Source organism: Enterococcus crotali, from assembly GCF_000633635.1.
Taxonomy (GTDB): Bacteria; Bacillota; Bacilli; order Lactobacillales; family Enterococcaceae; genus Enterococcus_L; species Enterococcus_L crotali.
Map to the genome: position 1 here is coordinate 1 of NZ_AYPQ01000011.1, position 23600 is coordinate 23600.

24 protein-coding genes and 1 pseudogene are annotated in these 23600 nt (G+C 33.5%); 21 read left to right on the forward strand and 4 right to left on the reverse strand.

The genetic code is table 11. The features are described 5' to 3' along the window. The first annotated feature begins 82 nt into the window (after nucleotides 1–82). From V192_RS22485 to V192_RS0118155, 5 genes and pseudogenes are all read left to right on the forward strand, one after another. A complete protein-coding gene (locus V192_RS22485) occupies nucleotides 83–1126 on the forward strand; it encodes a hypothetical protein (RefSeq protein ID WP_025873685.1) in 1044 nt (347 codons plus the stop codon). Between the two features lie 3 nt (nucleotides 1127–1129). After that, the gene (locus V192_RS0118145) at nucleotides 1130–1510 is read left to right on the forward strand and encodes a hypothetical protein (protein WP_025873686.1); all 381 of its coding nucleotides are present in this window, start codon (nucleotides 1130–1132) and stop codon (nucleotides 1508–1510) included. A gap of 2 nt (nucleotides 1511–1512) precedes the next feature. Beyond that, nucleotides 1513–1726 (forward strand): annotated as a pseudogene (locus tag V192_RS22780) (aldo/keto reductase); the annotation flags it as partial. 932 nt (nucleotides 1727–2658) lie between these two features. Continuing rightward, nucleotides 2659–4239 carry a J domain-containing protein gene (locus V192_RS0118150; RefSeq protein ID WP_025873687.1) on the forward strand — a complete coding sequence of 527 codons (1581 nt, stop codon included), beginning with the start codon at nucleotides 2659–2661 and terminating at the stop codon, nucleotides 4237–4239. A 68-nt stretch (nucleotides 4240–4307) separates the two neighbouring features. Next, nucleotides 4308–5060, forward strand: a complete 753-nt coding sequence (locus V192_RS0118155; RefSeq protein WP_025873688.1) for a hypothetical protein — start codon at nucleotides 4308–4310, stop codon at nucleotides 5058–5060. A gap of 588 nt (nucleotides 5061–5648) precedes the next feature. Here V192_RS0118155 and V192_RS0118160 read toward each other — a convergent pair. Then, nucleotides 5649–6554, reverse strand: coding sequence for a tyrosine-type recombinase/integrase (locus tag V192_RS0118160; RefSeq protein ID WP_025873689.1), 906 nt, complete (start codon nucleotides 6552–6554; stop codon nucleotides 5649–5651). 90 nt (nucleotides 6555–6644) lie between these two features. Here V192_RS0118160 and V192_RS0118165 point away from each other — a divergent pair, with 90 nt between their 5' ends. Beyond that, on the forward strand, nucleotides 6645–9023 hold the full coding sequence (locus V192_RS0118165) for a hypothetical protein (protein WP_025873690.1): 2379 nt from the start codon (nucleotides 6645–6647) through the stop codon (nucleotides 9021–9023). On the opposite strand, the gene V192_RS0118170 is transcribed toward V192_RS0118165, so the two are convergent. Then, complete coding sequence (locus tag V192_RS0118170) at nucleotides 9020–10060, reverse strand: ATP-grasp domain-containing protein (RefSeq protein WP_025873691.1); 1041 nt, start codon at nucleotides 10058–10060, stop codon at nucleotides 9020–9022. The genes V192_RS0118165 and V192_RS0118170 overlap by 4 nt on opposite strands. Nucleotides 10061–10354: 294 nt before the next feature. On the opposite strand from V192_RS0118170, the gene V192_RS0118175 reads away from it, so the two are divergent. The 8 genes from V192_RS0118175 to V192_RS22680 all read left to right on the forward strand — a co-directional run bounded on the left by V192_RS0118175 (nucleotide 10355) and on the right by V192_RS22680 (nucleotide 13881). Continuing rightward, entirely contained in the window at nucleotides 10355–10594 is a 240-nt protein-coding gene (locus V192_RS0118175) for a hypothetical protein (RefSeq protein WP_128080844.1), read from the forward strand. A 2-nt stretch (nucleotides 10595–10596) separates the two neighbouring features. Further along, the gene (locus tag V192_RS21580; protein WP_158001112.1) at nucleotides 10597–10746 is read left to right on the forward strand and encodes a hypothetical protein; all 150 of its coding nucleotides are present in this window, start codon (nucleotides 10597–10599) and stop codon (nucleotides 10744–10746) included. Nucleotides 10747–10967: 221 nt separating this feature from the next. Then, nucleotides 10968–11423: a hypothetical protein gene (locus V192_RS0118185; RefSeq protein ID WP_025873692.1), complete on the forward strand. Its 456-nt coding sequence runs from the start codon at nucleotides 10968–10970 to the stop codon at nucleotides 11421–11423. After that, entirely contained in the window at nucleotides 11410–12768 is a 1359-nt protein-coding gene (locus tag V192_RS0118190; RefSeq protein ID WP_025873693.1) for a Tle-like phospholipase domain-containing protein, read from the forward strand. Before V192_RS0118185 ends, V192_RS0118190 begins: the two co-directional genes overlap by 14 nt. Nucleotides 12769–12787: 19 nt before the next feature. Further along, nucleotides 12788–13099, forward strand: a complete 312-nt coding sequence (locus V192_RS0118195; RefSeq protein WP_025873694.1) for a hypothetical protein — start codon at nucleotides 12788–12790, stop codon at nucleotides 13097–13099. Between the two features lie 15 nt (nucleotides 13100–13114). Next, nucleotides 13115–13378 carry a hypothetical protein gene (locus tag V192_RS0118200; protein WP_025873695.1) on the forward strand — a complete coding sequence of 88 codons (264 nt, stop codon included), beginning with the start codon at nucleotides 13115–13117 and terminating at the stop codon, nucleotides 13376–13378. Nucleotides 13379–13404: 26 nt separating this feature from the next. After that, entirely contained in the window at nucleotides 13405–13563 is a 159-nt protein-coding gene (locus V192_RS21585; RefSeq protein WP_158001113.1) for a hypothetical protein, read from the forward strand. Nucleotides 13564–13752: 189 nt separating this feature from the next. Then, nucleotides 13753–13881, forward strand: coding sequence for a hypothetical protein (locus V192_RS22680; RefSeq protein WP_275574559.1), 129 nt, complete (start codon nucleotides 13753–13755; stop codon nucleotides 13879–13881). A 35-nt stretch (nucleotides 13882–13916) separates the two neighbouring features. Here V192_RS22680 and V192_RS22785 read toward each other — a convergent pair whose 3' ends face one another. Further along, entirely contained in the window at nucleotides 13917–14033 is a 117-nt protein-coding gene (locus V192_RS22785) for a hypothetical protein (RefSeq protein ID WP_128080845.1), read from the reverse strand. A gap of 4 nt (nucleotides 14034–14037) precedes the next feature. Further along, nucleotides 14038–14184 carry a hypothetical protein gene (locus V192_RS21590; RefSeq protein WP_158001114.1) on the reverse strand — a complete coding sequence of 49 codons (147 nt, stop codon included), beginning with the start codon at nucleotides 14182–14184 and terminating at the stop codon, nucleotides 14038–14040. Nucleotides 14185–14983: 799 nt separating this feature from the next. On the opposite strand from V192_RS21590, the gene V192_RS0118215 reads away from it, so the two are divergent. The 7 genes from V192_RS0118215 to V192_RS0118250 all read left to right on the forward strand — a co-directional run bounded on the left by V192_RS0118215 (nucleotide 14984) and on the right by V192_RS0118250 (nucleotide 23593). Next, on the forward strand, nucleotides 14984–16078 hold the full coding sequence (locus V192_RS0118215; RefSeq protein WP_025873696.1) for a tyrosine-type recombinase/integrase: 1095 nt from the start codon (nucleotides 14984–14986) through the stop codon (nucleotides 16076–16078). 266 nt (nucleotides 16079–16344) lie between these two features. After that, complete coding sequence (locus tag V192_RS20685) at nucleotides 16345–17037, forward strand: winged helix-turn-helix domain-containing protein (RefSeq protein WP_025873697.1); 693 nt, start codon at nucleotides 16345–16347, stop codon at nucleotides 17035–17037. 300 nt (nucleotides 17038–17337) lie between these two features. Next, entirely contained in the window at nucleotides 17338–20433 is a 3096-nt protein-coding gene (locus tag V192_RS0118230) for a pectate lyase-like adhesive domain-containing protein (protein ID WP_025873698.1), read from the forward strand. 70 nt (nucleotides 20434–20503) lie between these two features. Then, complete coding sequence (locus tag V192_RS0118235) at nucleotides 20504–20800, forward strand: LPXTG cell wall anchor domain-containing protein (RefSeq protein ID WP_082266077.1); 297 nt, start codon at nucleotides 20504–20506, stop codon at nucleotides 20798–20800. Continuing rightward, nucleotides 20797–21603, forward strand: coding sequence for a WxL domain-containing protein (locus tag V192_RS0118240; protein ID WP_025873700.1), 807 nt, complete (start codon nucleotides 20797–20799; stop codon nucleotides 21601–21603). Before V192_RS0118235 ends, V192_RS0118240 begins: the two co-directional genes overlap by 4 nt. Nucleotides 21604–21637: 34 nt before the next feature. Beyond that, nucleotides 21638–22402 carry a WxL domain-containing protein gene (locus tag V192_RS0118245; RefSeq protein WP_025873701.1) on the forward strand — a complete coding sequence of 255 codons (765 nt, stop codon included), beginning with the start codon at nucleotides 21638–21640 and terminating at the stop codon, nucleotides 22400–22402. Between the two features lie 90 nt (nucleotides 22403–22492). Next, a complete protein-coding gene (locus V192_RS0118250) occupies nucleotides 22493–23593 on the forward strand; it encodes a WxLIP family cell surface protein (RefSeq protein ID WP_025873702.1) in 1101 nt (366 codons plus the stop codon). Nucleotides 23594–23600: the final 7 nt, after the last annotated feature.

Here is a 23600-nt window from a genome sequence, read left to right on the forward strand (position 1 = left end):
ATCAATATCAAGAGTTATTACACACGATTGAGACTTGATTCGGGATGCGAAAAGACCTCGACCAGACTTAGAAAGACGTTCTATGAACGCTTATGAGGCCATGCAAAAGAGAAAAGAAAAACTGGAGAAATTACGGGCATACAGCGCTCAGTCAACAAGCTTTTTTAGTGAATATAATTCTTCTCAACAAGAATTGAATACAGCGATTAATCAAGTAAAGGATTGTAAAGCGTGGAATGCCTCTACAGGGACTTTTGATATCAGTAAGTTAGATATGAACTGGGCAAAAGCTATTTCTAGTCGATGGGATGAAAGAGCAAAAAAAATGGAACAAGAGCATGCGGCTAAATTTAAAAAAGCTATGGAAGGGAGAAGATATGTCCGTGTTCAGATAGCACCAGGTGTCTATGAATGGATGTGGGTAAAAGATCCGTTAAGAGTATCACAGGCAGATTTTGAATTTAATGAGACATACAAAGACTATCTTGCAATTTTGATGAATCCGAAAGAAAATGGTATACTGGACGACTATTTTGCTACAATGGCAGAAGAATTACGTACAGGAATTAATGCAAAAACAGGGAAACCGTTAACAGATTTAGAAAAGGCCCAACGGTGGTCAACCGTATTGAGTGCCATATCTGTAGTTGCTATTGGTGCTTATTATGGTGGGAAAGGGTTAACGTCCAACAAAAAAAATACACCTAAGAAAACCAGTGGGACTAACCCTACTAAAACAGATTTTGGCGCAGAGAATCCTGTCTCTGGAAAAGACTGGAATGATTACTTTAAAGATAAATATGGTGCTGGAAAAGTTAATTGGAAACCTAACTCGTTAGAAGATATTATTTCTAATCCTGAAAGATTATACGGAAGTACTAAAAATGAAATCAAATCTATCCTAGGAGAGGGATGGACTGAAGCGTCATATGGTTCAGCAGGTACTGGTTGGAAGTTTACTAATGATGGTGATGGGATGGTATTCTATCACCCCGGCGACGGAATACATGGAGGTTCATATTATGGTTTTTCAACGGGAGACACCGATAAAGTTAAAATTGTTGGAGAAGATTATATAGATTTTTCAAATGATAAAGCAACTTTTATAAAGTTTGGAGGTGAATAGTAGTTGAAAAAACTATCTTTAGGTGGAAAGTTTGATTGGTTTATAGATACTTTGAATAAAAGTGGCCTGTTTATTTTAAATTTATCTGATAAAGAAATAGAAACATTTATTTTTGAAGATTTAATTGTGGGTGTTACTTCTTTTTTTAGTAAAAATAATTTAATTGAGCTGAAAAAGAATGGATTAATTGATGAAGAGATTGAAGAAAAGGCTTATCTTCTCAGAAAAAAAATATTAAATATTGATAATAAAGATTTGTGGAACATTTATAGTGTAAGACAAAGTTCTGAGTGGCTAGATATATTTGAATTGTCTGATGAATTGAAGAAAAAGCTTCATGAAAGATGGTCAGATGAAGAAATAGAATACTTGAAAAGTGGATAAATGTCAATAAAGTTGCTGAATTGGCTGCAAAATATGAGACGAATAAAGTGAATATTGCCTTAAGATGGTTACTACCAAAAAATCCAGTAGTTGCACCGTCATTGGGGCAACTAAAATGAATCATATTGAAACAGCGGTGGGTGCCGTAGAAGCCCAGAAGATGTTCTTTACCTAGAAGAACCTTATATCCCTCACAAAGTAGTAGGACACATTTAAAAATGAGGATGGGATAGAAGTGTTTAACCCCGAGAAATAAGAGAGAATTTACGCAAATTGTTCTTCAAATTTTTGTGACCAAGTAGGTACTGTGCAACATCAACTCATTCCTTGTTGTGTTTTACAGCAATTTCGGCTTATTTCCGAAGCCTTCAATCTTAGTGCTTTAGCACTTAGAATTTGATGTGATCGAAGCGTAGAGATTGCTTCTGCTCCCACCTTTTATACAGATCCTATGTGATTGGGATATGACTCAGAGAGTTGTGTCCAATCACTATTTTTGTGTTTCAAGGAGTGAACGAACAAGTACAAAAGAAATCCAACTGTATTGCTGGCTATCCAATGATAAAAAAAATTAAAGCGAAATGATTTTTGACTACCTATCCCTAAAAATAGTTGTGTTTAATTTAGAATACTAACACCAAAAAACTAGCATGAAATAACAATAAGTGAGGCGAATGGTATGACAGCTTCGCATGATAAAATTCTCTTTAATATAAAAGATCAAGATCTAAGCAGATAAGTTATCTACCCAATTGATTAGAAGGAAATCATTAATAAGTCTTCATTATCAATAATTTTTAAAGAAATAAAATAATTTGACGAAAGCTAAAAAATTCCTATGGTATAATTTTATTGCCTTAATTTATAACAAAGAGCATAGTATTTTAGTCCTATTAATTTAGTACTAACGTAATTAACGTGTCGGTGACAGTTTCACATGGATTAGATAGTTTAATAGATTAATGGAGAGTTCAAAATATAGAATAAGGATAATTTAGGAAATGAAGTATTGGTGGCGAAATTGGATTGATTTTTTGTAGAAGTGAAACAAGCTCCCAGATAAAAGCTGACAGTAGAGCTTAAGGAAGTCCTCGAAAAAAAAAAATCAATACATACTAGAAATCTAATTTTGAAGGTGATAAGTGTATATGAATCCATGGGAAGTTTTAGAAATTGAATATACAACAGATAGTAGAAAAATAAAGAAAGCTTATTCTAAAAAGTTGAAGTTGATCATTCCTGATGAACAACCAGAAGAATTTCAAGCATTGAAATCAGCTTTTGATACGGCGTTAGCGATAGCGAAAGCATCCGCTGATGGAATTCTTATAAAAGATAAAGAAGGAGTAACTTCGGAGATAGCGAGACAAGATCAAACAGATGATCAAGGGAATGGTAGTGTTTTTGATATTCCTTTTTCGACAAAGCTACAACGAATCGTTGACGAAAAAGATTATTTTTATAATCTAGCTCATTGGAAGAAGCTAGTAGAACCAAGCAATGAATGGCCTATTGATGAATTTATGGCAAATACGTATAGCATTCAAGTGTTTCTAGTAGATCACTTTACAATTATAGCAAAAGAAATTATTCATTTTTTATTTCATACGTTTGATTTATTAGATTTTCGTGATGAAATTGGACAAGAAAATTATGTATACCGAGACTTTGTCGCTTTAAAATATAAAATATATCATGTTCCACCATTTTCATTTGAAGTAGCGCAAGATATTGATGAAAACAGTCGAGAAGAATATTTCAATTTACGCTATTCTATTTATTGTATGCTTGAAAGTGATACAAATGTCCATTTAATCGAGAAAAAATTAGACAGAGCGAAGCTTATTTTTTCGAATGATAATGATCTTTCAAATTTGTATGTTCTGACTAGTTTAAAATTGTATCATGGCAATATAAAAAATAAGATGATTTTAACGAAAATTGAACATGCTCTGCTATCCACTGAAGAGAATCAAAAAAATGAGACAACAGAATTTTTAAAAAAATATATTCAAGCGCTAAAGAAAAATCAAGCTAGTCAAGTAGTCCAAGAAACGATTACCTGGAAGAAGGCTCAATTGATTATCCCTCAACAGCTCTATTACTTGTTGGAAGGGTATGTCTTTTTTTTCCAACATAAATACGTAATAGCTTTTGAGATGTGGAAAAAGCTTCCATTACAAGAAATAGTTTATTTGGATGATGCTTTAAAGGAAATGAAGAAACAGTTATGGAGTACACATAAACAAGACTATTTGTACCTACAAAATGAAATTAAAAACATAAAACAAAAGGAAGGAAAGAGCAGTGAAGCTTCTAAAATAATGTTCTTCTGTTCACTTGTTCTGATCGTTATGTTTTTCATATTTGCTCTATTTAATAATGTTGGTCCTAATACCTCCCATACAGTTTCAAAAACTAAACTTCTTGAACAGCTAGCTAGTTCGTTGGAAGATGAAGAAGATAGTTATGTAGAAAAAGATTTAAATGAGGAATTAATCGAGCGAACATTTATTGATGCTTTTTACCTAACCAAACAATTAGAGCAGCAGAAACAGTTTCAAATTGATTATATGGAGGAAAATGTATCAATTGAAGCAGCATCACAGCTAAATGCGCAACCAAAATTCGAACAGGCAACATTAAGTGATTTTACTATCAAAAAAATGAATCAACAGAATACACCATTATCTATTATCGTGACGAACCTATTAATCTACTTAGGATAAATGATTACAACCAGAAGATAGATCAAATTTATGGAGAAGGCTGGGAGCGAATAGAGCAATTTACTCCAGTGAATTTTGATGATTTAGATATACCGTTTAGTTCAGTAGCTGAACGATTTATTTACATTTTTTATAGTACAAATAACCAGTTATTGAAAGACATTTTTAAAGTTAGTTTTACTTATGATAATTTATTAAGAGAACGGATGACTGATTTTGTTCCAGCTAAACCTTATGTGAATAGTTCTATGTCAGATTTCTCTTTTATAACGAAGGGAAAAGCGGATAATGATGTCTCAGAAATAGTCTATATTCGTTATAAAGATGCTCCGTTTTGTACTCTTAGATTTTATCCTGGAGATAATGAACCAAAAATCAATGGATTAGTTGGTGATAGTTGGAATTTCCAAGGTAACAATTATTATGCACCTCTTAAAGTGGTTGATTACGAAGAGGCGGTAAAAATTTTTATTCGATATATATTATTTTCCAGTGAAAAACAAGAAAATCTAGCAAAATATGATGAGTATTTTAGTGATAATCTCCGCTCATTAGTAAATGATCGCTTATCACTGGATATGTCCAAAGACTTAATCAACACAGATCTCTACATGGATATGGAAAAGAGTAGTGGCTTGAAAGATGGTGAACCAACATTATTTTTGAAGAACGGCTATGAAGTAAGTCTGGTTTTTACCTTTGACGATCTAGGACGGTTAGACCATGTGTATGGTGATGGCTGGGAAGAGAGCAAGCAATTAGAGGTAGAAGGGAAGTATACGAAATATATTAAAAGTACGCGATTTGTATTAGAGCAATAGGATAGATTTTTTAGTAATAATTTTTACCAGAAGATAGTGCGTTAAATGTTGTTTTATCATAAAAAGAAAGTTGATGTAACATAAAATTATTGATATAGAGGACAGAACTTGATGTAGAATGTAATGTCAATAGCTTAGTGAACATTAATGATGATGTTAAGCAGTTGAAAGATGAAAAATAATCTTTCAACTGCTTATTTTTTATGTCAATTTTATCGGATGATTTTAGAACAACATTCACGAGTATTTTCGATGAAATTGAGCCTGATGTAAAATTACGTGGTGGCAACTAACGGAACTTTCTATATCATACGGTATTGAGTGTTATATGAACTTTAATAGAGAATAAATTTTAGTGAAAAAAGTATGTATACTGAATAGCAATCGTCTTAATGGATGATTGCTATTTTCTATAGAACCAGCTATAAAAATTGGGAACGGACTGCGTAATTACTAGAAAGAATTAGAAAACCTTTGATTCCTGACATAATATTGATGAAATGTGAGAAGTAATGGGACCCCAGTTACCTCACACCAATAGTTGGGGGAGGTGTTTTAAAAGTGCATAAAAACTTTAGAAATTACTATTTAATTTTTAGTATTTTGTATATTGCTTCTGAAACCATAACGCGAAAGAACGATTTCCTTTCTTGTAGATGAAACACTGGTATAGATTTCAGTCGTTGAAATATTAGAATGCCCAAGTAGTTCTTGAATATCTCTTAGATTCGCGCCATTATTTAATAGCTGAGTGGCGAAGGAATGTCTTAAGTAGTGAGGTGTAGATAATAAATTAATTTTAGCCATATTTTTAAATTTTTTATAGATATTGGAAATACCAAAGATGGATAATCTTTGGCCATACTTATTTAGAAATAATGATTTTTCACTAATTAGAGGATTATATTCTGTTCTAATAATTAAATAGTCTTGTATAATTCTTTTTGATAAATGACTAGTTAAAAAAAGAAGCCGCTCCTTATTATTTTTACCATGAATAACCAAATGCCCCTCATTATAATCAGTAATATCTATATTACTAACTTCGCTGATCCTCAGGCCCAGATTGATCATAATTTCTAGTATAGCTGTATCTCTAGTATGATCTCTTCTTTTTTTTGGTGTAGATGGAATATGATTATCAACGGTAGTTATTAATTGTTCTAGTTCTAAGCTACTTAATGTTTTGGGAAGCTTTTTTTCTCTTCGGATATCCACTTGAGGTAATTCGTCAAGTTCAATAATATGGTGCCTTCTTAAAAACTGCCAAAACATTTTTATTGTAATAAGCTTCCTTTTTTTACTACTAGATTTATATCTATCTGTTTGAACCAGAACTTGAATATACTCACATAGACACTGATTAATTGTAGTATTAGAATCAGTATGATACTGGTTAAGTTGGTTTAAATCTATAGAATAGGCAGCTATTGTTTTTTTTGATAAATTTTGTAGTTTTTTGTGTTCAATAAATTTATTAATATAGTTTTTCATTATGTCTCCTTACAAAATGTTTGTTTTATTATATCTTACTTATGATATAATAAAACTACTAATAATATTAAATTATTTGGAGGTTTAGTTTTGAAAAATATCAAGTGCTTAGAATTTCAAGAAAATACTATAGATACTATAAAAAAGAGCTTCCAAGATGAAAATATGCTTATTTTAAGAGATCACTCTGGTATTGGAAAATCTGTATTAGGGCAAAAAATTCATCTGACTAATTATAAAAAATTTTTTATTAAGGGAAATTATATAAAAATGCACGAAGAATTTGGTGCATTTCTAGATGATTTCAATATAGAGGGACAGATTTTAAAAAATTTTGTGAAAGATTCTACGAATTCAGCGCTTAATACTGCTGCTTCTTTTTTTATTCCTTCAAGTAATATCGACTTCTCAAATACTGTTGATGCTTTATTTAACAAGGCGACTAAATCAGATATGAATAAAATACTTGAATTAATACTATCAGAAGCCCAAAAATATCATCTGTTTTTCGTCTTTGATGAACTTTTATACTATGATTTAAGTTCTCTCTTATTATTTAAATATATAATAGATTATTCTAATCAGACAAATAGTAGTGTTAAAGTATTAATTATTGCCAATGACGATCTATCTGTAAGTCCTTCTTTTCAAAAACAAATTATACCTTGGAAAACAACTAAAATATTAACTATGCAAGACTTCACTGAGAAAGATCGTAATGAATTAGGTACGAATGAAAAAGTTCGAGAGGTGAGATTGAGTAATCAATCTGGAGCGTTGAAGGCTATAAAAATACAATCATTGAAAGAAACTCTTCATGAAACAATTGCCGGGAATATCACTAAAAAAATTATTTTGCAAACGCTGAAACTTTTTGACGAATCAATTAATTTGATGCAACTTGATGCTAGTATTCCAGAGTACACTTTTGATGAGATAGAGTTTCATCTAAAACGTCTGGAAAAATTGGATCTTATTCAAACGACTACTGACAGTCAAGATAATTTAATCGTCACGTTATTAGAAGAAGTATCTGCTGAACTTGAACAGGTAACGCCTTCGTACATCAAAAAAAATCGTTCTGATATTTATTTAAATTATTTAGAAATCCATACACCTCAGAATTATCTTGAAAAATTCCATTATAATCAACTTCTAGGAAATATGGATGATGTACAAATCAATGGGGTTCTAGCATATTGTTATGTTCAGAGAGAAAATATCGTTTTAAATTCTAAATACTCTGAAGAGCTTTTGAATTTTATAAATAATGAAGATTCAAGTGATTACTTGCCTATTATTAAGAAGACCTATAGTTACTATACAAATGAAAGATATTTTGATTGTTTTGAGGTGTTGGATTCATTCTTAAAAGTACATCCTAACCACTTCGATTATTCAGAAATTTGGGCAGAATTAATTTATCTTCGAAGTCTAAGTTTAGGTCGCTTGAAGGACAGAGGAAAGTATCTAAAAGAAAGTGATCTTATAGAGATTGAGAAGTATATAGATGCTATACTTGAATTGGGTAATCTTGAATTAGCTATGCGCTTAAAAGAAGCAAAATTTTTTCTTTGGGATTGCTGGGGATTGAAAGAAAATACAGACACGGCTGCGAAAACTTATTTCTCAATTCTAGACTTCTATTCAAAACAAATTCGTATTGGGAGTAAAAAGAATAGATTTTTCTGGCAGCTAAGACAAGCTATTTTTGGAAGTAAAATAGATATGATTGATATTCCGGAAGATAAGATGCCTTTATTTGAAAAAAGCTATAAAACGCTTCTCCTTCATAGGGAAAACGTACCGAATCAATATTTGAGAGCAGCGTGTAATTTTTCAGGTAGAAATTTATGGGAAAAAAATTATTCCGTTTGTGAGGAAGTATTGCAAAAAGCAATTGAGTTTATAACTGACAAAAGGATTTCCAGTCATTGGGGCATCATAAAACATAATAAATTAGTAGTTGACTATGTTCAAAATAAAGAGATTAAACCCATTTTAGAAGGGAACTCGTATCTGATTAATACAGAAGAAATCTTTGAAAAGATGCATGAACCTAATATCCATCTGTCAAATCACGCAGTGTTTTTAGCAAATTCAGACCAAATCGACGAAGCTTTATTTCTTATTGATGAACAACTAACGACAGTTGGAATCAATAATTATAATAAATATTTACTAACTACTAATAAAAGAGTACTAGCATATAGCTATGACGACACAACTAAAGTTGAAGAATCTTCCAAACAAATTGAAGCATTGATTAATGCTGGAATACCTAATTTTGATCAAGTTTTTGTGCAAAAAAGGGAAGAGGCAATAAATGAAATTATAAAAAGTGAGAGGAAAATTACTGATTTTCGAAAATCAATGAGAGATCCAGCTTCTGCTGGATCAATGAAAAATAACTCTGATATTTATTTTCGTCCCTTACTTGTTTCTAATATTACTTATTGGGTCAATTAAAGAACTGACCCAATAAGTGCTTGATATAATGCTAATGGATTTTCAGGAAATAAATGCTTTATAGAAAGACAACAAGCATCAGATTGAGTTAAATATGGAATAGAGGCTATATCAAAAACATAAGCTTCTCCTTTTTTATCTAGACGGAAATCAATTCTACTTAGCCCACCTAGATTTAATTGCTTAGAAATCAGTATACTATATTTATGAACTAACTTGATGATGTCACTAGTCAACGGGTAACCTTGGTCCTTTGGTTCAATATAATGATAATTTTTTTCTTTAATTATTTTTTCTGTTAAAATATCGCAGTTATTGTTTGGAGCTATAACTGTCGGAGGTAATGGTAGATACTCTTCATTCATTTTGAGTATGGGAACATTTATTTCTATACCATCAATAAATTCCTGAATGATAATATTTTGATTTAAATTATTCGTAAGTTTTTCACATTCTTTTACTAGTTCATTAAAATTTGAAACTAAAGTAACTCCTTTGGCACAACATTCTAATGTTGGTTTTACAATAGCGGGATATTTCAATAAATATTCTTTATTTTCTTCATATTTGTAAGTTACAGGGATAGGAACTATTCCTTCAAGTATTCTAAAATAATCATGCTTATTTTTTGTAATTGTAAGAGCATATGTATCTCCAGTCAGACTTATCACATTTTGTTTATTAGCAATAAGTGGTAATACTGAACGACCATTGTTTGTCTTATCAATGTGCGTAGTAGCATATAATAATAATTTTTTTTCAACATCTAGCTCGCCAAGTAAAATTGAACCTAAAAACTCAGCAGCACTATGATAAAATCTATAGTATTCGCAGGACATTCTGAAATTAGTTTCTATTTGCAGTAAATCTTTATAAGATAGATCTGAAACCGAAATTTGTTCTGATACAGAAGCAGATAACATATTTATGTTTTCGTCAAATAGCGTATTAACCATTAGAACTACATAGTCAGATTTGAGTTCTATCGATTTATTTATTGCATTTTCTAAAAGCTTGATTTGTTTTGAATAATCCATAAAAAACCTCCAAATAATTTAATATTATTTGGAGGTTTTTAATAAACATAGATTAGGAAAGGATATCATTTACTTAGGATACCTAGAAAGGTATTATTAAGTTATGGATAATGGGGCAGAATAGGAAGAACCTGTCGAGGGATATTAAAGTAATATTCTTGATCTGAATGTATTTAGGGGGAAGACAATGAAAAAAGCGAAAAGGGAAAACCGTTCCATCTCAACAAATTGGTATAAGCGTTATAAAAAACGCTTTAGTATACAATATATTATTGCTTGGATTAGCCTAGTTATGTGGAATTTACTAAATTTTCTGTTGGACCAATGAAAGATTTAGTCGTTGATTTTAAAATCAATGATGTGTACTCAGACGATACGTCATTAAGTACCATTTCTGCAGAAACAGGGAAATGGTTGTACAGCTTCAATTCTATGAATAACCGAAATGGGTATATTTTAGAACGAAAAGAAAAAAGCACTAACAAAAAAATGGCTGAAGAAAACATTATCTACAACAATAAAGGGGTGGAATAATTATGGTACCACACTATAAAGACATTCCTTTTAGTAAAGTTACCAAGTATATAGAAGCACAGTATACAGAACAATTAAATCTTTGTTTTATTAATAATAGTGAAGGAATTATTGTTGAAGACAGTAACAAGCGAATCATAAACACTGTTTAACTACACAAAATACCCGAACAACTACTTTTTTCTTATAGTTGTTCGGGTTTCTACTGCTATTTTTTGTATTGATTTTCCGGTGACACCCTATTACGTGGTTTTATGAATCTAATCGCTATGTTATAATTAGATTACTTTTACTTTAAGGAGAAACGAATGAAACAAAAAAAAACATAGTTTTAGCCATAATAATTTTAGTAGTAATTGGAGGAGCATGGTACATGAAAAGAGAAAAAGATTTAGCAAAATTACATGATATTCAAACAGATTTAGCCAATTATTTGTATAACAATTATCGACTTTATACAAGGGACGAAGAAAAGGTAGCTATAATTTATCAAGAATTTGACAAAGGAAAAGGAAGTATAACGGAGCAAGAATACTTTGATAAATTAGACAGACTTAAAGAATACTCGGATATCGAAAAAATTGAATTTACAGGATTTTCTGTAGGTCCTATGAAAACGTTGAAGGTGAATTATATGATAAATAATGTTATAGAAAAAGAAACGTCTTTAGATACAATTTCTGCTGAAACAAACAAATTAATATATAGTGTGGGGACAAATGACGGAGATGGTCCTTTTTATCTTGATAAAAAAGAGAATCCAACGAATTTAGATGTTCCAAAAAATCTTGTTATATACTATGACGGAGGTATTAATGGATCAGTATAGAACATTATCAAAAAAAGTATATGATGTTGAACAACAAAAAGTGGAAAAAGACAAACGAATTGAGGACACTGATTATATTGTTCTTGACACCATTGACACGAACAAAGACAGTTTAAAGATAGATCAAGCACCTCGGAAAAATAGTATGCAAGCGATGGCTGTGGCAGAAATTAAAGACGAGTATAAAAATAAAGTGGATGCCGATTTAAAAACGGTACCTGGCTATCCGGAATCGGTCGTAAAAAAAGACGTCACAATTGTTTATGCAGGTACCTCAACTAAACGAGATTGGCAAACAAACGTTGGTGAAATTTTTCTAGGCGCAAAAGCACCCGAAGGGGCTTTTGATACCTCTGTAGAATACGCTAGAGAAATCGAACGGAAATATCCCAAAAATGACGGCTTTACCATCGGTACGAATGGACATTCATTAGGTGGGGCAGAAGCCATTTATGTTGCGATATTATTAGGCTACAATGTCTTCACTTATGGTGCTGCTGGATCAGGTTTAACGGATGAACAGATTAAACAGTATAAAGGAACGATTGTGAATCTTTTCGATACAACGGATGCCGTAACAAGTGGTGTGTTGACAGACGGACGGAAAAAAATCCCTTTTTTGAGTATCGGTATCGATAACCCTTGGTGGAGAACAGCCGGACATTCATTAGATCAATTTCAAGTAGATAAAAAAGGGAATTATATTAACAAATACGGAGATATCGTGGTTTATTCAGATTTAAATGGCGGTATTTCGATTGAACAAACTCTTTTAGCGCAAAGCATCGTTGAAAATAATATGCAAATGCGCAGATTAGAACAGTATGGTGTACATAAAAGTGGCAGTAAAAAAGAGTACCAACAATTAAAAAAAGAAAATGAGTGGCTTCAAACTCAAATTGATAGTTTTACCAAATTGAATGTCTTACGTAAAAAATTTACTGCTAGTGGTGGCGGTTTATCTGGAAATGAACAAATTTATTTAGATGATAGTCAGGCGCTAACCATTGTAGAGCTTGCGTCTTCAAAATTTGATCTAGCAATGGAGAACGTCGTAAAGCTCTATAAAGATGCGATTAAGGAGTTAGAAGAATTGTGGCAAGAGGGACTTTCCACGATTCAAGGAAATTGTCCTGAATTGTCGTATGGAGAAGTGCTAGTAGCCATGCAAGTCATGGATTGTACAGAACAAACAATGGTGACGATCCCTTCACAAGAATTTCAAGAAAAACTAAGTTTAGCGCATCAAATGAGTAGTAAATTCAGTACCCTAACCAAAGACATTACTGCCAAAATAGGCGAATTAGTTCAACGAGATCAAGAGTTAGCGAAACAACTTGCCTAAAAAAGGGAGAGATACGAGTATGGATCAAGAAGAGCAAGCATTAGCGGATTATCAACAAACGAGACGACAACTTGAAGAAGAATCTGACGCATTGACAAGAATTAGGCGACAAGCGGAACAAGCAACGAATGATACCTATTCTGAAATGCAACGGCAAGTACAACGATTTGGTGAAACAAATGAGCCTATGGAATGGGCAAGACGTGAGCTATCACGTCTTGAAGAAGACTTTTTCTCAGAATTAGACAGAGAGAAACGGACCCTTTCGTTAAAAGAAGACGAAGCAGAACAAGCCTATCGTAAAAAACTTCAAGAACAAACTAAACCGTAAAAGGAGTATGATTACGTGTTAGAAGCAATCGAAAAATTATTAAAAGAATATAAAAAGAATTTACAAAAAACGAGCGCTCAAGCCACTGCAATGGCACTTGTTCAAAAAAAAGATAGTTTTGTGAAAAAAACAAAAAAATCTGGAGAAACGGAATCAGAAAGTGCAAAAAGTTCCATTACTTCTGCCACAAGTGGTCTAGGGGAAACAGTAAAAGGGCAGTTTGGAAAGAAAGTAACACAAGTTTTAGATGAACAAGGAAAAATGCTAGATAAATTTTAATTGCAATAGAAAAAGGTATGCTTCTAGTGGATGATAAAGAATTAGAACTGCGCAAGGAAGAACAACGTCAAAAGATTCGTGAAATTGGACAGAGTGCCCAACTCAAAAGTTTAGCAAGCCAGTTGAAACCAGAAAAAGAAGCCAATAAACACTTTGAAGAAATAGAGAGAATTAAAAAAAAATGAAAAAAGTGGTTGATTCCTGGGATAGGAAGTACGAGAATACACCCGAAATTTCATATTATTAAGGAAAACGATGTAAATCAGTTGTAAGGAAATGTATCTAGCTTAAAAATAACTATATATTATATTCATGAAGATCAATCATCTTAATCGATGGTTGGTCTATTTTTGTGTTGTAAGGAGGGAAATAGAATGTTTGATAACAAAGAAAGTCGTTACATCACGAATGAAGTGAACGACAAAGTAACGAAGTGCGATACTAAAAAAAACAAACTAGATACCACTAAAATTACTAAAGGAACAAGAACTTCCTTGGGATAATCCTTTGTAATTCCTAGCTTCTTTTTGACTTCTTTTTAATTCAAAGACATATTTCTTGAAATTGCCACCTTTCCCTGATTAAGCAGTAAGGCTTCAAAGCGTCCACTAAGCGACGGAGAAATAGCTTTAATTGCTTCGATATTTCGCAGCATAGATTTAGACACGAGAATAAACTTGTTTTCCGTGTAGATAAAGCTCTGCTTTTAAGAGACCAAGCCCCTTTTCAACTGTCGGTGCCAGTTGGTGAATAGTAAAAAACGTGCTACCAGTTGTCGAATAAACAATTTTAATAGTTGTTTTCACAAGAGCTACCTTTCGTATAGAATTTTTTTATTGTCATTGTTATAGAAAACAAATAATTCAGAAAAAGTATTTGTTTTTTGTGAAAGTCTGATTAGTCGATGAAATGTAATTAAAAAAGTGGAGATCCATTAGAGGAACTAAAATAAATTATAAAAGTAATAAATGTGAAAAATCCGAATATTAGGATTTTTCAGCAAATAAGAAGGAATGTATAAAAAAATTTCTTCCTATTTTTGTGAATTTCGGCCTATTTTTGAAGACGCCTCGTGTATATATAAAAAAAACTGAATAGTTAATGTAGTTAGAGAAATAGAGCTAATAAACAAGGTAAGCAAAATAACCTTGCAAATAGATGATTTTTTGCAAAGTTCTTGATTGAACTATTTCTTGTTAAAATTTGTTTATTTAAAATGAATTTAATTTTTATATTCAATGTTATTGTATAAAACCGAAATGTTTTCAATATAAACCTGAAAAAGTCTATATTTTTTTAGGGTAAAATATTAAAATGTAATTTGTGGAAAAATTCTAGATTTACTATTTAATTGAAGTTATTCTTGTTTGTATTTAGAACAAGAAGTTTTTTGTGAAAAAATTAAATATCAATTTACTATTTACATACTACATTCGATTTTATCTCAAGTCAATATCATTTTTTTCACGAATTATATAAAAAAATGAGAAAAAAGAGGAAAATTTGAATTATGAAATTGTATTTTAATCAAAAAAACATAATTGATTATTCTTTTTCGCCGTCAATGCCGCCGTCAAAAATTTTAACTAAGAAAGAGGTTTTATAATGTCACGTAGAGGAGAAAATATTTATAAAAGAAGAGATGGACGCTGGGAAGGTCGTTATATTAAAGAACGTAAAGAAGGTGGTGTCATTCGTTATGGCTATATTTATGGTAAAAAGTATCGAGAAGTTAAACAATCATTACTAAAGAAAAAATTGGAATTTTCTTATGAGCAGAAACAAAATACAGGGAATTATGCAGGAACATTTCGTGAATGGACTTACGAATGGCTTAATGGAAGTGTCGTTCCTAGTACTAAGCCAAGTACTTATGTCAGCTATGAAAATAAACTTCGCCTGCATCTACTTCCTGCTTTAGGTGATAAAAAATTAGCCTATATATCGAAAGATGATATTCAAATATTGTTTAGTATACTGGAAAAAAAGTTGAAACCAAGCTCTGTTCATGCCGTATTTAGAGTTTTACGAACCTGTTTTAGGCACGCAGTTTTAGAGAATAAAATAACCAATAATCCTACAGATAATATCCGTTTGCCTAAAGCTATGACTTCTAAAGCAAGAGCCTTAGATCAACAAGAGCAACGAGTATTAAGCGATGTAGCCAAAGAGGATACTGAAGGACTACCTATATTAATGGCCTTGGAAACTGGGATGCGTATCGGAGAAATCAGTGGTCTGAAATGGTCAGATATTGATTTTTCTAAAAAGCAAATACACGTTAATCGAACACTCCAACGCTTGCCAATGGGGAATGGGTATACCAAAATTATCGAACTGTGTCCTAAAACAATCATGTCACGACGAGTTATACCATTGTCTAAAAAATTAAAGGCATTGCTATTATCTAAGCGAAAAGAGAAACAAGGTGACTACGTTTTTGGCAAAAAAAATAAATGGACTGAACCACGATTACTTAGCTATCATTTCCAGCGGTTAGCTAAGAAAGCAAAAATTAAAGGAGTTAGCTTCCATAGTTTACGTCATAGCTTCGCTACAAGATGCTTAGAATTTGGAATCACAATTGCCAGTATTAGCTCTTTACTAGGGCATAGTTCAGTAAAAATGACACTGGATATTTACACCCATTCTTCACTAAAAGAAGAAATAAGAGCAATTGAAAAGCTTTCAAGCTTCTAAAAAATAGTAGCTTCAAAAAAATAAGCCGTCAATAAAGCCGTCAACAATCGGATATAACCAATTAGATCAAGCGTTTGATCAGTTCTGACTTGTTCTAAATACAAATAAGAAAATGAAGAAATGAGAAAAAGACTCTGTTGAAAAGAAGATAAAGTCAATACTATTTCTTTATATAATTATTTTACTATTTTTTTGTTTAAATTGGAAAATATACGAGTGTTATTTGGTGTGCAATCAATTATTAAGGAAGGGATGGAAAGAAACCTATGTATAATTTAGGCTATTTAACCATTGCAAAAGAGCAATTTGAAAGCAAAGAGAAATTAGCAACAGATGATTATCAAATAATTCACTTAATAGAAAATGATTTAAGTGATCTGGATCAATTAGATGGATTAGTTATTGAAGATAGTAAACATACGGATATGAGCAAAATTTGTGATGTTCTATTAAAGATAAAAAAAATTTCGGATATTCCAGTGTGGATTATTACTTCAATTGAAAAGACCTCACAGACGACGAGACTTGTTTATTTGAAGCTAGGTGCGGCGGGGTTAATTAACTATAATGTCGACAAAGAAGAAATTTCCTTGATCATAAAGAATACATTGCAGCGGCTTGAGACAATCAAAATGGTTCAACAAAAAGAAGATGAAACTAAAAAAAAGAATGTATCTTTTCAACTAGTACCAAAGAATTTTAGTGTGAAGATAGGCAATGATAATGAAATCAGCTTGACGAGATTAGAATATAAAACACTTGAATTTTTATATCAACATATCAAGGAAGTTGTTACCTATGATGAGCTATATGAGAATGTTTGGAACGATCATCAAGGCAAGAAACTTTATCGCGTAACGAACTTAGTTTTTAAACTTAGAGAAAAGTTTGAACATGAGGGTTGTGAACATCAATACATAAAAACTGTTCGGTCAAAAGGCTACATGTTGAACCTGTAAAAAAGCAGGTAGGAAATTCCTACTAACTCAACTAACTTTATTATAAGAAGAAACTGAACAACAGTAATACTGAATGAGTAAATACTGGATGATTTTTGTGAAGTATTAAAGAGAAAAATAAAAAGGTTTTCTCTTTCCCGGCGTATTGATTGCTAAGTTACATAATTTTTTTCATGTGCGTGTATGCTGTTTTTCAGAATACATGTGTGAGACGAAGTAATTGATAGGTTGGGAAATTGAAATATATTGTATTCAATTAAAAAAGGATACATATAAATTTTGAGGAAAGGAGGAAAAATAATGCAGAAAAAAAGTTGGTTATTATTTGGAGCAGTTACTTTTTTACTTTTAGCAGGAGCTACCTATTATTCAAGTAGTTCAATTTCAGCTAATGAAGGCGTTAATGAAGAAAGTACCAAAGCATCAGATAAAACAACAGTGACAGACGAAGCGACTGAAGCGACGACTGAAACAGATCAGAGTGTATCTGAGACCAATGAAGTAGCGACTAAAGAGGTAAGTACTAAAGATGCAACCTATCCGCAATACAGTGACGGACGTAATATTAATTATGGTCAAGATGTAAATGAACCGATGTTTCGTGATTTAGACATTCCAGAAACGGCAACCAATACCGCAGTTGTAAAGACTTGGGCAGAAATGAGAACGGCGATTTTAAATGTCAATATCAATTATATTTACATGGCTAGTAATATTACGATCACTAACTCAGCTCAGATTCCTTATGCTAAAAAATATATGAAGATTTCGGGTAAGGATCCAACAACTGGAGAAATTCATACATTAACGGAATCAAAAACAGCTGGTGGCTGGGATAATATTTTTGTGAACAATACAACTACTCAAAATGAAGTGACAAGTTATGGGTTAGAGGATATCAAGATTGATGGGTATAACTATTATGGACCAATTAACGTAAACGATTCCTCGTATTGTGTCACTTTAAATTATACAAACGTTGTTTATAACGGACCGCAAATTACGCATAATCTGAATGGAACGACGGAATATAACAATATGGATATTACTATTCCGCCTACTAAAGCAGGATCTACTGAAACACAAGAGCTCGTTGAAGGTCACTATGTAGAAATTTATGGCAAGTTCAACCTATTTCATGAAGGTCGTCATAGTATCGTCTGGATTGGATTTGGTGGGAATGTTCGTGGTGTTGATGGTCATTTCCGAATCAAAAAAGATGCGGATGTTAAAATCACCTCGGTTGGCCGCAGCTTCTTCTACTTTGAAAGTAAAGATGGGATTTTTGAAATTGAAGAGAATGCCAATGTCGACATCGTTACCGGTGGTGGCTTAGTCAGAGATGATGCTGCGAGTTCTGGTCGTGCATTGAAGAAAATTGATGTGGCGAAAAATGCGTCGTTGAAGATTACTCGGACGACCTCGTCTAATGCGGCAGATAATGCATTACCTTCATTTAAAATGAAGGGAAATATTAATGTGGCAGAAGGCGCACGTTTCTACTTATACAATGAGTCAGCAAGTGCTGGTCAGGCGGATGAATTCTTCCGATTCTATAGCTCTAGCTCTAGAATTAATATAGATAAGGCAAAGAGTGTTCTTATCTATAACCCAAAAGGGAGAATTATGAGTTCTACCTTGAATGGCTATACAAATAATTTAAATGCTGAGGTAGAAAGTATGAATTTATGGAGTAGTCATGTTCCGACTGGGAAGGTCAATTTTACACCAGATAATCATTTTTCATTCCCAGATCGATCGTATATCACGTTTTCAGCAGACGTTACACAAGTAAGTCCTACCAACTATACAACTGTTGTTAGTAATGCAAATCCGTTAACGATTGATTCAGCAGCAATGAACTTTACTGCCTTAAAAGTTATTTCAATGGGAGTTACACCTGAAGTAACCGTTAATGGTGTAAATGATGCAGATGATAAGATTACCGGAACAGCTACGATAGATGGCGATGTTGTGATAACTTACGATGATGGTGAAGGGAAGAAAGTCTTAACTGGTGTTGCTGACCGTCAAGGCAACTATTCAATTCCAATTCCTGATCGAGCTGATGGAACGGGGGCTTACATTAAACCATACACAAGTCTTAATGTAGAAGTATTTTATGACTTCCGTACAGCTCCTCCAGTCAAAACAGAGGTAGTGGACGTGTCCGATCCGAGTGCGGATCCTGTGATTACGATTATCGATAAAGATACTCCAATAGCTCAATTTCCAACAGCAGATACAATGGTAACGAATGTTTGGGATAAATCATTGAATACCTCTAAGCCTAAAATGACGATTGATTACGGTACAGTACCTAAACCGGATTTAACAGTGATGGGTCCTGTTTTACCAAAATTCCAAGTAACTGTTACTGATGAAGCGAAGCACAGTACAACTGTTGATGTACCAATTTTCATTAAAGATACAGATACAGAAGTAAGTAAGGATAAAAGCTATGCTCTTCGAGGCGTAGACTTTGAAGTAGAGAATATGTTATATCCTAAAACGGCTACTGAGCTAACGCAATTAGTTAGAGACAGCGCAGAAGTTACCTTATGGGATGTGTTCCCAGGTAGTGTGATGGATGTTAGCAATGTTTCGATCGATACAAGTAAATTGCCTAATCCATTAAACGGTGAGCCTGCTTTAGGCACTTATCCAGTGACGTTAAGTTACGGAACAGGCGCGTCAGCAGTTACTAAAGTAATTAATGTCACAGTGATTCCAAGTGAAGCGGATGTAACGGTTAGCTTTGTCAATGAAGTAGGCTCTAAGCTACACGAACCGATTGTAATTACGGGGAAAATTGGTAGTAAAATCGATTTGACTCAACAAGCGGAAGTTCAAGCTGCTTTAGTAGATATTAAAGATCGTAAATATGAATTGACTTCAGCACCAAGCCCAGAAACTGGGATTGAAGTGATTCAAGGTGGTTCAGCAGTAACCTACCAATTTGGGGGGATCCTTTATTTTTCATCCACACCAGATGAAATTGATTTTGGGCTGAAAAATACCGGAAGCTACGGTGCGGTTACAGCGGATAATCCAGTTTATGATAAGCCGCTTGTTGTTGGTGATAGTCGGGTTGTACCGGCTGCCTGGGAATTATCTGTCAAAACAGTAGAAGTCATGACTTCTCAAACGGATACCTCTTTGAAATTACCAAATGCGCTACTTTATAAAGCTGGATCGACTGAGTCTGTTTTACGATTGAATGAACCAGTAGTCATTTTGGCACATAAAAATGCTGTAACAGGTGTTTATGATGTCAGTGAAGAAGAGTGGAAGAAAAAAGGTGACGGCTTTAAAATGTCGCTGAAAGCAAACGATTATCGTGCAACCAGTGAGTATAGAGCAACCTTATTATTTACACTAAGTAATACACCTTAATGATGGAGGAATGAAAGTGAAAAGAAAACTAAACTTATTATTAACCTCCATTGTATGGGTGGGATTATTAATGACAATTAGTCAACCTGCTTTTGCTCAAGAAGGAGTAGGTGGCGCCGTTCAAACGAATGGGGAAATTGGATTTTATAAGGAAGCAGTTCCGGATCCGCCAGCACCGTCTGAACCAACACCATCAACATCATCTTCAAGCGCAGGGGTTGAAGAACCAAAGATCAAGCCTAAAGGGAAATTACCGTCAACAGGTGAGCTGGTTAAACGTAGTTTATCTATCAGCGGTATAGCTCTAGTCTTAATCGTTGTGTTCTGGTTCCTGTTTAAACGCAAAAAGGAGGGGACGAAAGAATGAAACAAGCAATGTTAAATGCAATGCTGCTGGTTTCGCTATGCGGCACGGCTCTTCTTTCAGCCAATCAAACAGTTTTTGCAGAAGATAGTGGATCTGGTAAAGGCACGATTAGCTTTACAGGTGATTATGATGATGTCGGTGTTCAAGATCCAGAAAACCCAGGAAACGTTACTGATCCTGGGGAAAGTCCGAGTACTACTGGCAAGCTGAGAATTGATTTTGTTCCTCAATTCCGTTTTACTAGTTTGAATAAAATTTCTGATAAAGACATGGTTTATCCAGTTAATGCTCAGCTATTTCATGATGATACGGCGGCTAGGGGAAACTTTATCCAAGTATCTGATTATCGCGGAGCAGCTTTAGGCTGGACGCTGCAAGTTCGACAAGAAACACAGTTTCAAAATTCGGAAACAGCAAACAGCCAATTAGATGGAGCCTATCTTTCACTAGATAAATCGTGGGTGAGTTCTACAATGGGAGCAGATGAAGCACCGTCTGTTTCTAAAGAAGTCATTCGTTTAGATAATATTGGTGCTACTTATAACTTAGCTGAGGCACGTACAGGAGCTGGTTCAGGTACTTGGTCAATTTCATTTGGAGCTTCTGATGAAAATTCCAATGAGTTGACGAATACTTTAAATCCTAAAAATGATTTAGAGGGAAAACCACTTCTAGACGCAACATTCGCTAACAAGCAGGTTTATGAGAATAATGCAATTACGTTGTCAGTACCGGGTACAACGAAAAAAGATCCGGTCGCTTATTCCACGGTGCTAACTTGGACATTAGCCGAGTTACCATAGATTGATACAAACAAAAACTTAGGAGGAAACACAAATGAAATTAACACACAAATTATGCGGAGCTACTTTAGTAGCACTAGCTGGGGTAGCATTAGCTGCACCAAACACAACGAAAGCAGTAGAAGATACAGGTTCTGGTGCTGGTACAATCAAATTCACAATCGGAACAGATACTAAAGATGTTCTTCCAACTGAACCAGGCGTAAGCGATGGAACAAAAATTACTAACATTCCAGACGTTAAAAACCCAGGAGAATTTGGGATCATCGCTGTAACACCTTTAGACTTTGATTCACACGATAGCTTAACAGCTTCTAAAAAACGTGATTATAATGCATTACCTTTTGCAGCTAATGCAGGTAGTGTAGATGCTGATGCACCTGAATTCCAAGTACAAAACTTTGTTAAATATCAAGATTTACGTGCTGTTGCAACACACAACTACAAATTATCAGCAGAGTTAACTGAAAACTTTAAAACAGCAACTGGCGTTGAATTAAATGGCGCAAACATCAACTATACAAGCGTATACACTACACAAACAGGTGATGCTGTATTAGATCCTGATGGTGTTAAAAATGCTGGAGGAACTATTTCAGTAGGTTCACCAGTTGAGTTTATCAACAACTCAGGTGTAAACGGTAAAGGATACGGACAGTTTGAATTAAACTTTGGTAAAGTTGGCGATGCAGTACAACCAGCTGAATCAGCAGTTACTTTGAACATTCCAACATCTACAGCTATTGGTACTGGTGATTACCAAGCAACAATCACTTGGACTTTATCTGACGTTATCTAATAACGCATAGTAAATTTTTAACGTATGGAGGGTTCATCGGCTTTATGAGCCGATGAACCTATTTTATGAAGAGCGAAAGGAACGATGAGGATGAAGACACGATTAATAAAAATAGTTATAGTCATTTTATACATAGCAGGAAGCGTGGGACTAAATATTGTCCCTACATATGCAGATAATTCTGAACAACAAAATGCTGGAGGTGGGTTGGGATTCACGTATAAAGTTAATCAACCAGAAAATCAGATTAACCCGGAGGTGGGCTATTTTGATTTACGTATGACACCTGGAGCCAAACAAACTGTTGAAATCGAGCTATCGAATGCTGCTGAAAGTCCCAAGGATATTGTCGTATCACTAAATGGAGCTAAAACCAATAATAATGGTGTGATTGAATACGGACCAAGTGAATTAGATATTGATAAATCATTAAAATATAATTTCGTAGATATTGTTAAAGCACCTGAAACAGTAACGATACCAGCTAAAAGTACGATACCTGTCAAAATTGACATTTCAATGCCGGCAGTAAGCTATGATGGTGTAATTTCTGGTGGGATTCAATTAAAAGAAAAAGTGAATGAAGAAGCGAAGAAAAAGTTAACAGGTGTTGTTAATGAATATGCATTTATGATTGGAATGCTTTTAACTGAAACAGATACTGAAGTAAAACCTAATTTAGAATTAAACAAAGTATATGCAGGCTTAAGCAATTATCGAAACAGTATTTTTGTGAATTTATCGAATGTAGAAGCAGCATATCTAGATGATTTAACGCTAGAAGTTCAAATTATGGAAAAAGCTGCCGATACAGTATTGTATGAAACGAAAAAAGCAGATATGCGCGTAGCTCCGAACAGCTTATTGGATTTTCCAGTGGCTATGAATGGAGAAAAAATGGTGCCAGGAGATTATCGGGCAAAGATTGTTGCTAGCTCGGGGGATAAAAAATGGAACTGGGATCAAGAATTCACTATTACAGATGAAGAAGCAGATAAATATAATGGGCAGGATGTTGAGTTAGTCCAAGAAGAAGGCATCAACTGGCTGTTGGTTGCTTTAGGTGTTGGTGGCGCTTTAGTGTTTATCGTTGTGATTTTTGTCATCGTTCGTGTAGTGGGTAAAAGAAAAGCAGTGAAAGCCAAAGAAGAGCGCAGAAAGAAAAAGCTGAAAGCGAAGAAGAAATCGTAAAAATTGA

Coding starts and splice junctions, on each gene's coding strand:
- V192_RS22485 (WP_025873685.1), top strand. CDS start 83: ATGAACGCTTATGAGGCCATGCAAAAGAGAAAAGAAAAACTGGAGAAA.
- V192_RS0118150 (WP_025873687.1), top strand. CDS start 2,659: ATGAATCCATGGGAAGTTTTAGAAATTGAATATACAACAGATAGTAGA.
- V192_RS0118160 (WP_025873689.1), bottom strand. CDS start 6,554: ATGAAAAACTATATTAATAAATTTATTGAACACAAAAAACTACAAAAT.
- V192_RS0118170 (WP_025873691.1), bottom strand. CDS start 10,060: ATGGATTATTCAAAACAAATCAAGCTTTTAGAAAATGCAATAAATAAA.
- V192_RS21580 (WP_158001112.1), top strand. CDS start 10,597: ATGGTACCACACTATAAAGACATTCCTTTTAGTAAAGTTACCAAGTAT.
- V192_RS0118185 (WP_025873692.1), top strand. CDS start 10,968: ATGAAAAGAGAAAAAGATTTAGCAAAATTACATGATATTCAAACAGAT.
- V192_RS0118190 (WP_025873693.1), top strand. CDS start 11,410: ATGGATCAGTATAGAACATTATCAAAAAAAGTATATGATGTTGAACAA.
- V192_RS0118195 (WP_025873694.1), top strand. CDS start 12,788: ATGGATCAAGAAGAGCAAGCATTAGCGGATTATCAACAAACGAGACGA.
- V192_RS22680 (WP_275574559.1), top strand. CDS start 13,753: ATGTTTGATAACAAAGAAAGTCGTTACATCACGAATGAAGTGAACGAC.
- V192_RS22785 (WP_128080845.1), bottom strand. CDS start 14,033: ATGCTGCGAAATATCGAAGCAATTAAAGCTATTTCTCCGTCGCTTAGT.
- V192_RS0118215 (WP_025873696.1), top strand. CDS start 14,984: ATGTCACGTAGAGGAGAAAATATTTATAAAAGAAGAGATGGACGCTGG.
- V192_RS20685 (WP_025873697.1), top strand. CDS start 16,345: ATGTATAATTTAGGCTATTTAACCATTGCAAAAGAGCAATTTGAAAGC.
- V192_RS0118230 (WP_025873698.1), top strand. CDS start 17,338: ATGCAGAAAAAAAGTTGGTTATTATTTGGAGCAGTTACTTTTTTACTT.
- V192_RS0118235 (WP_082266077.1), top strand. CDS start 20,504: ATGACAATTAGTCAACCTGCTTTTGCTCAAGAAGGAGTAGGTGGCGCC.
- V192_RS0118240 (WP_025873700.1), top strand. CDS start 20,797: ATGAAACAAGCAATGTTAAATGCAATGCTGCTGGTTTCGCTATGCGGC.
- V192_RS0118245 (WP_025873701.1), top strand. CDS start 21,638: ATGAAATTAACACACAAATTATGCGGAGCTACTTTAGTAGCACTAGCT.
- V192_RS0118250 (WP_025873702.1), top strand. CDS start 22,493: ATGAAGACACGATTAATAAAAATAGTTATAGTCATTTTATACATAGCA.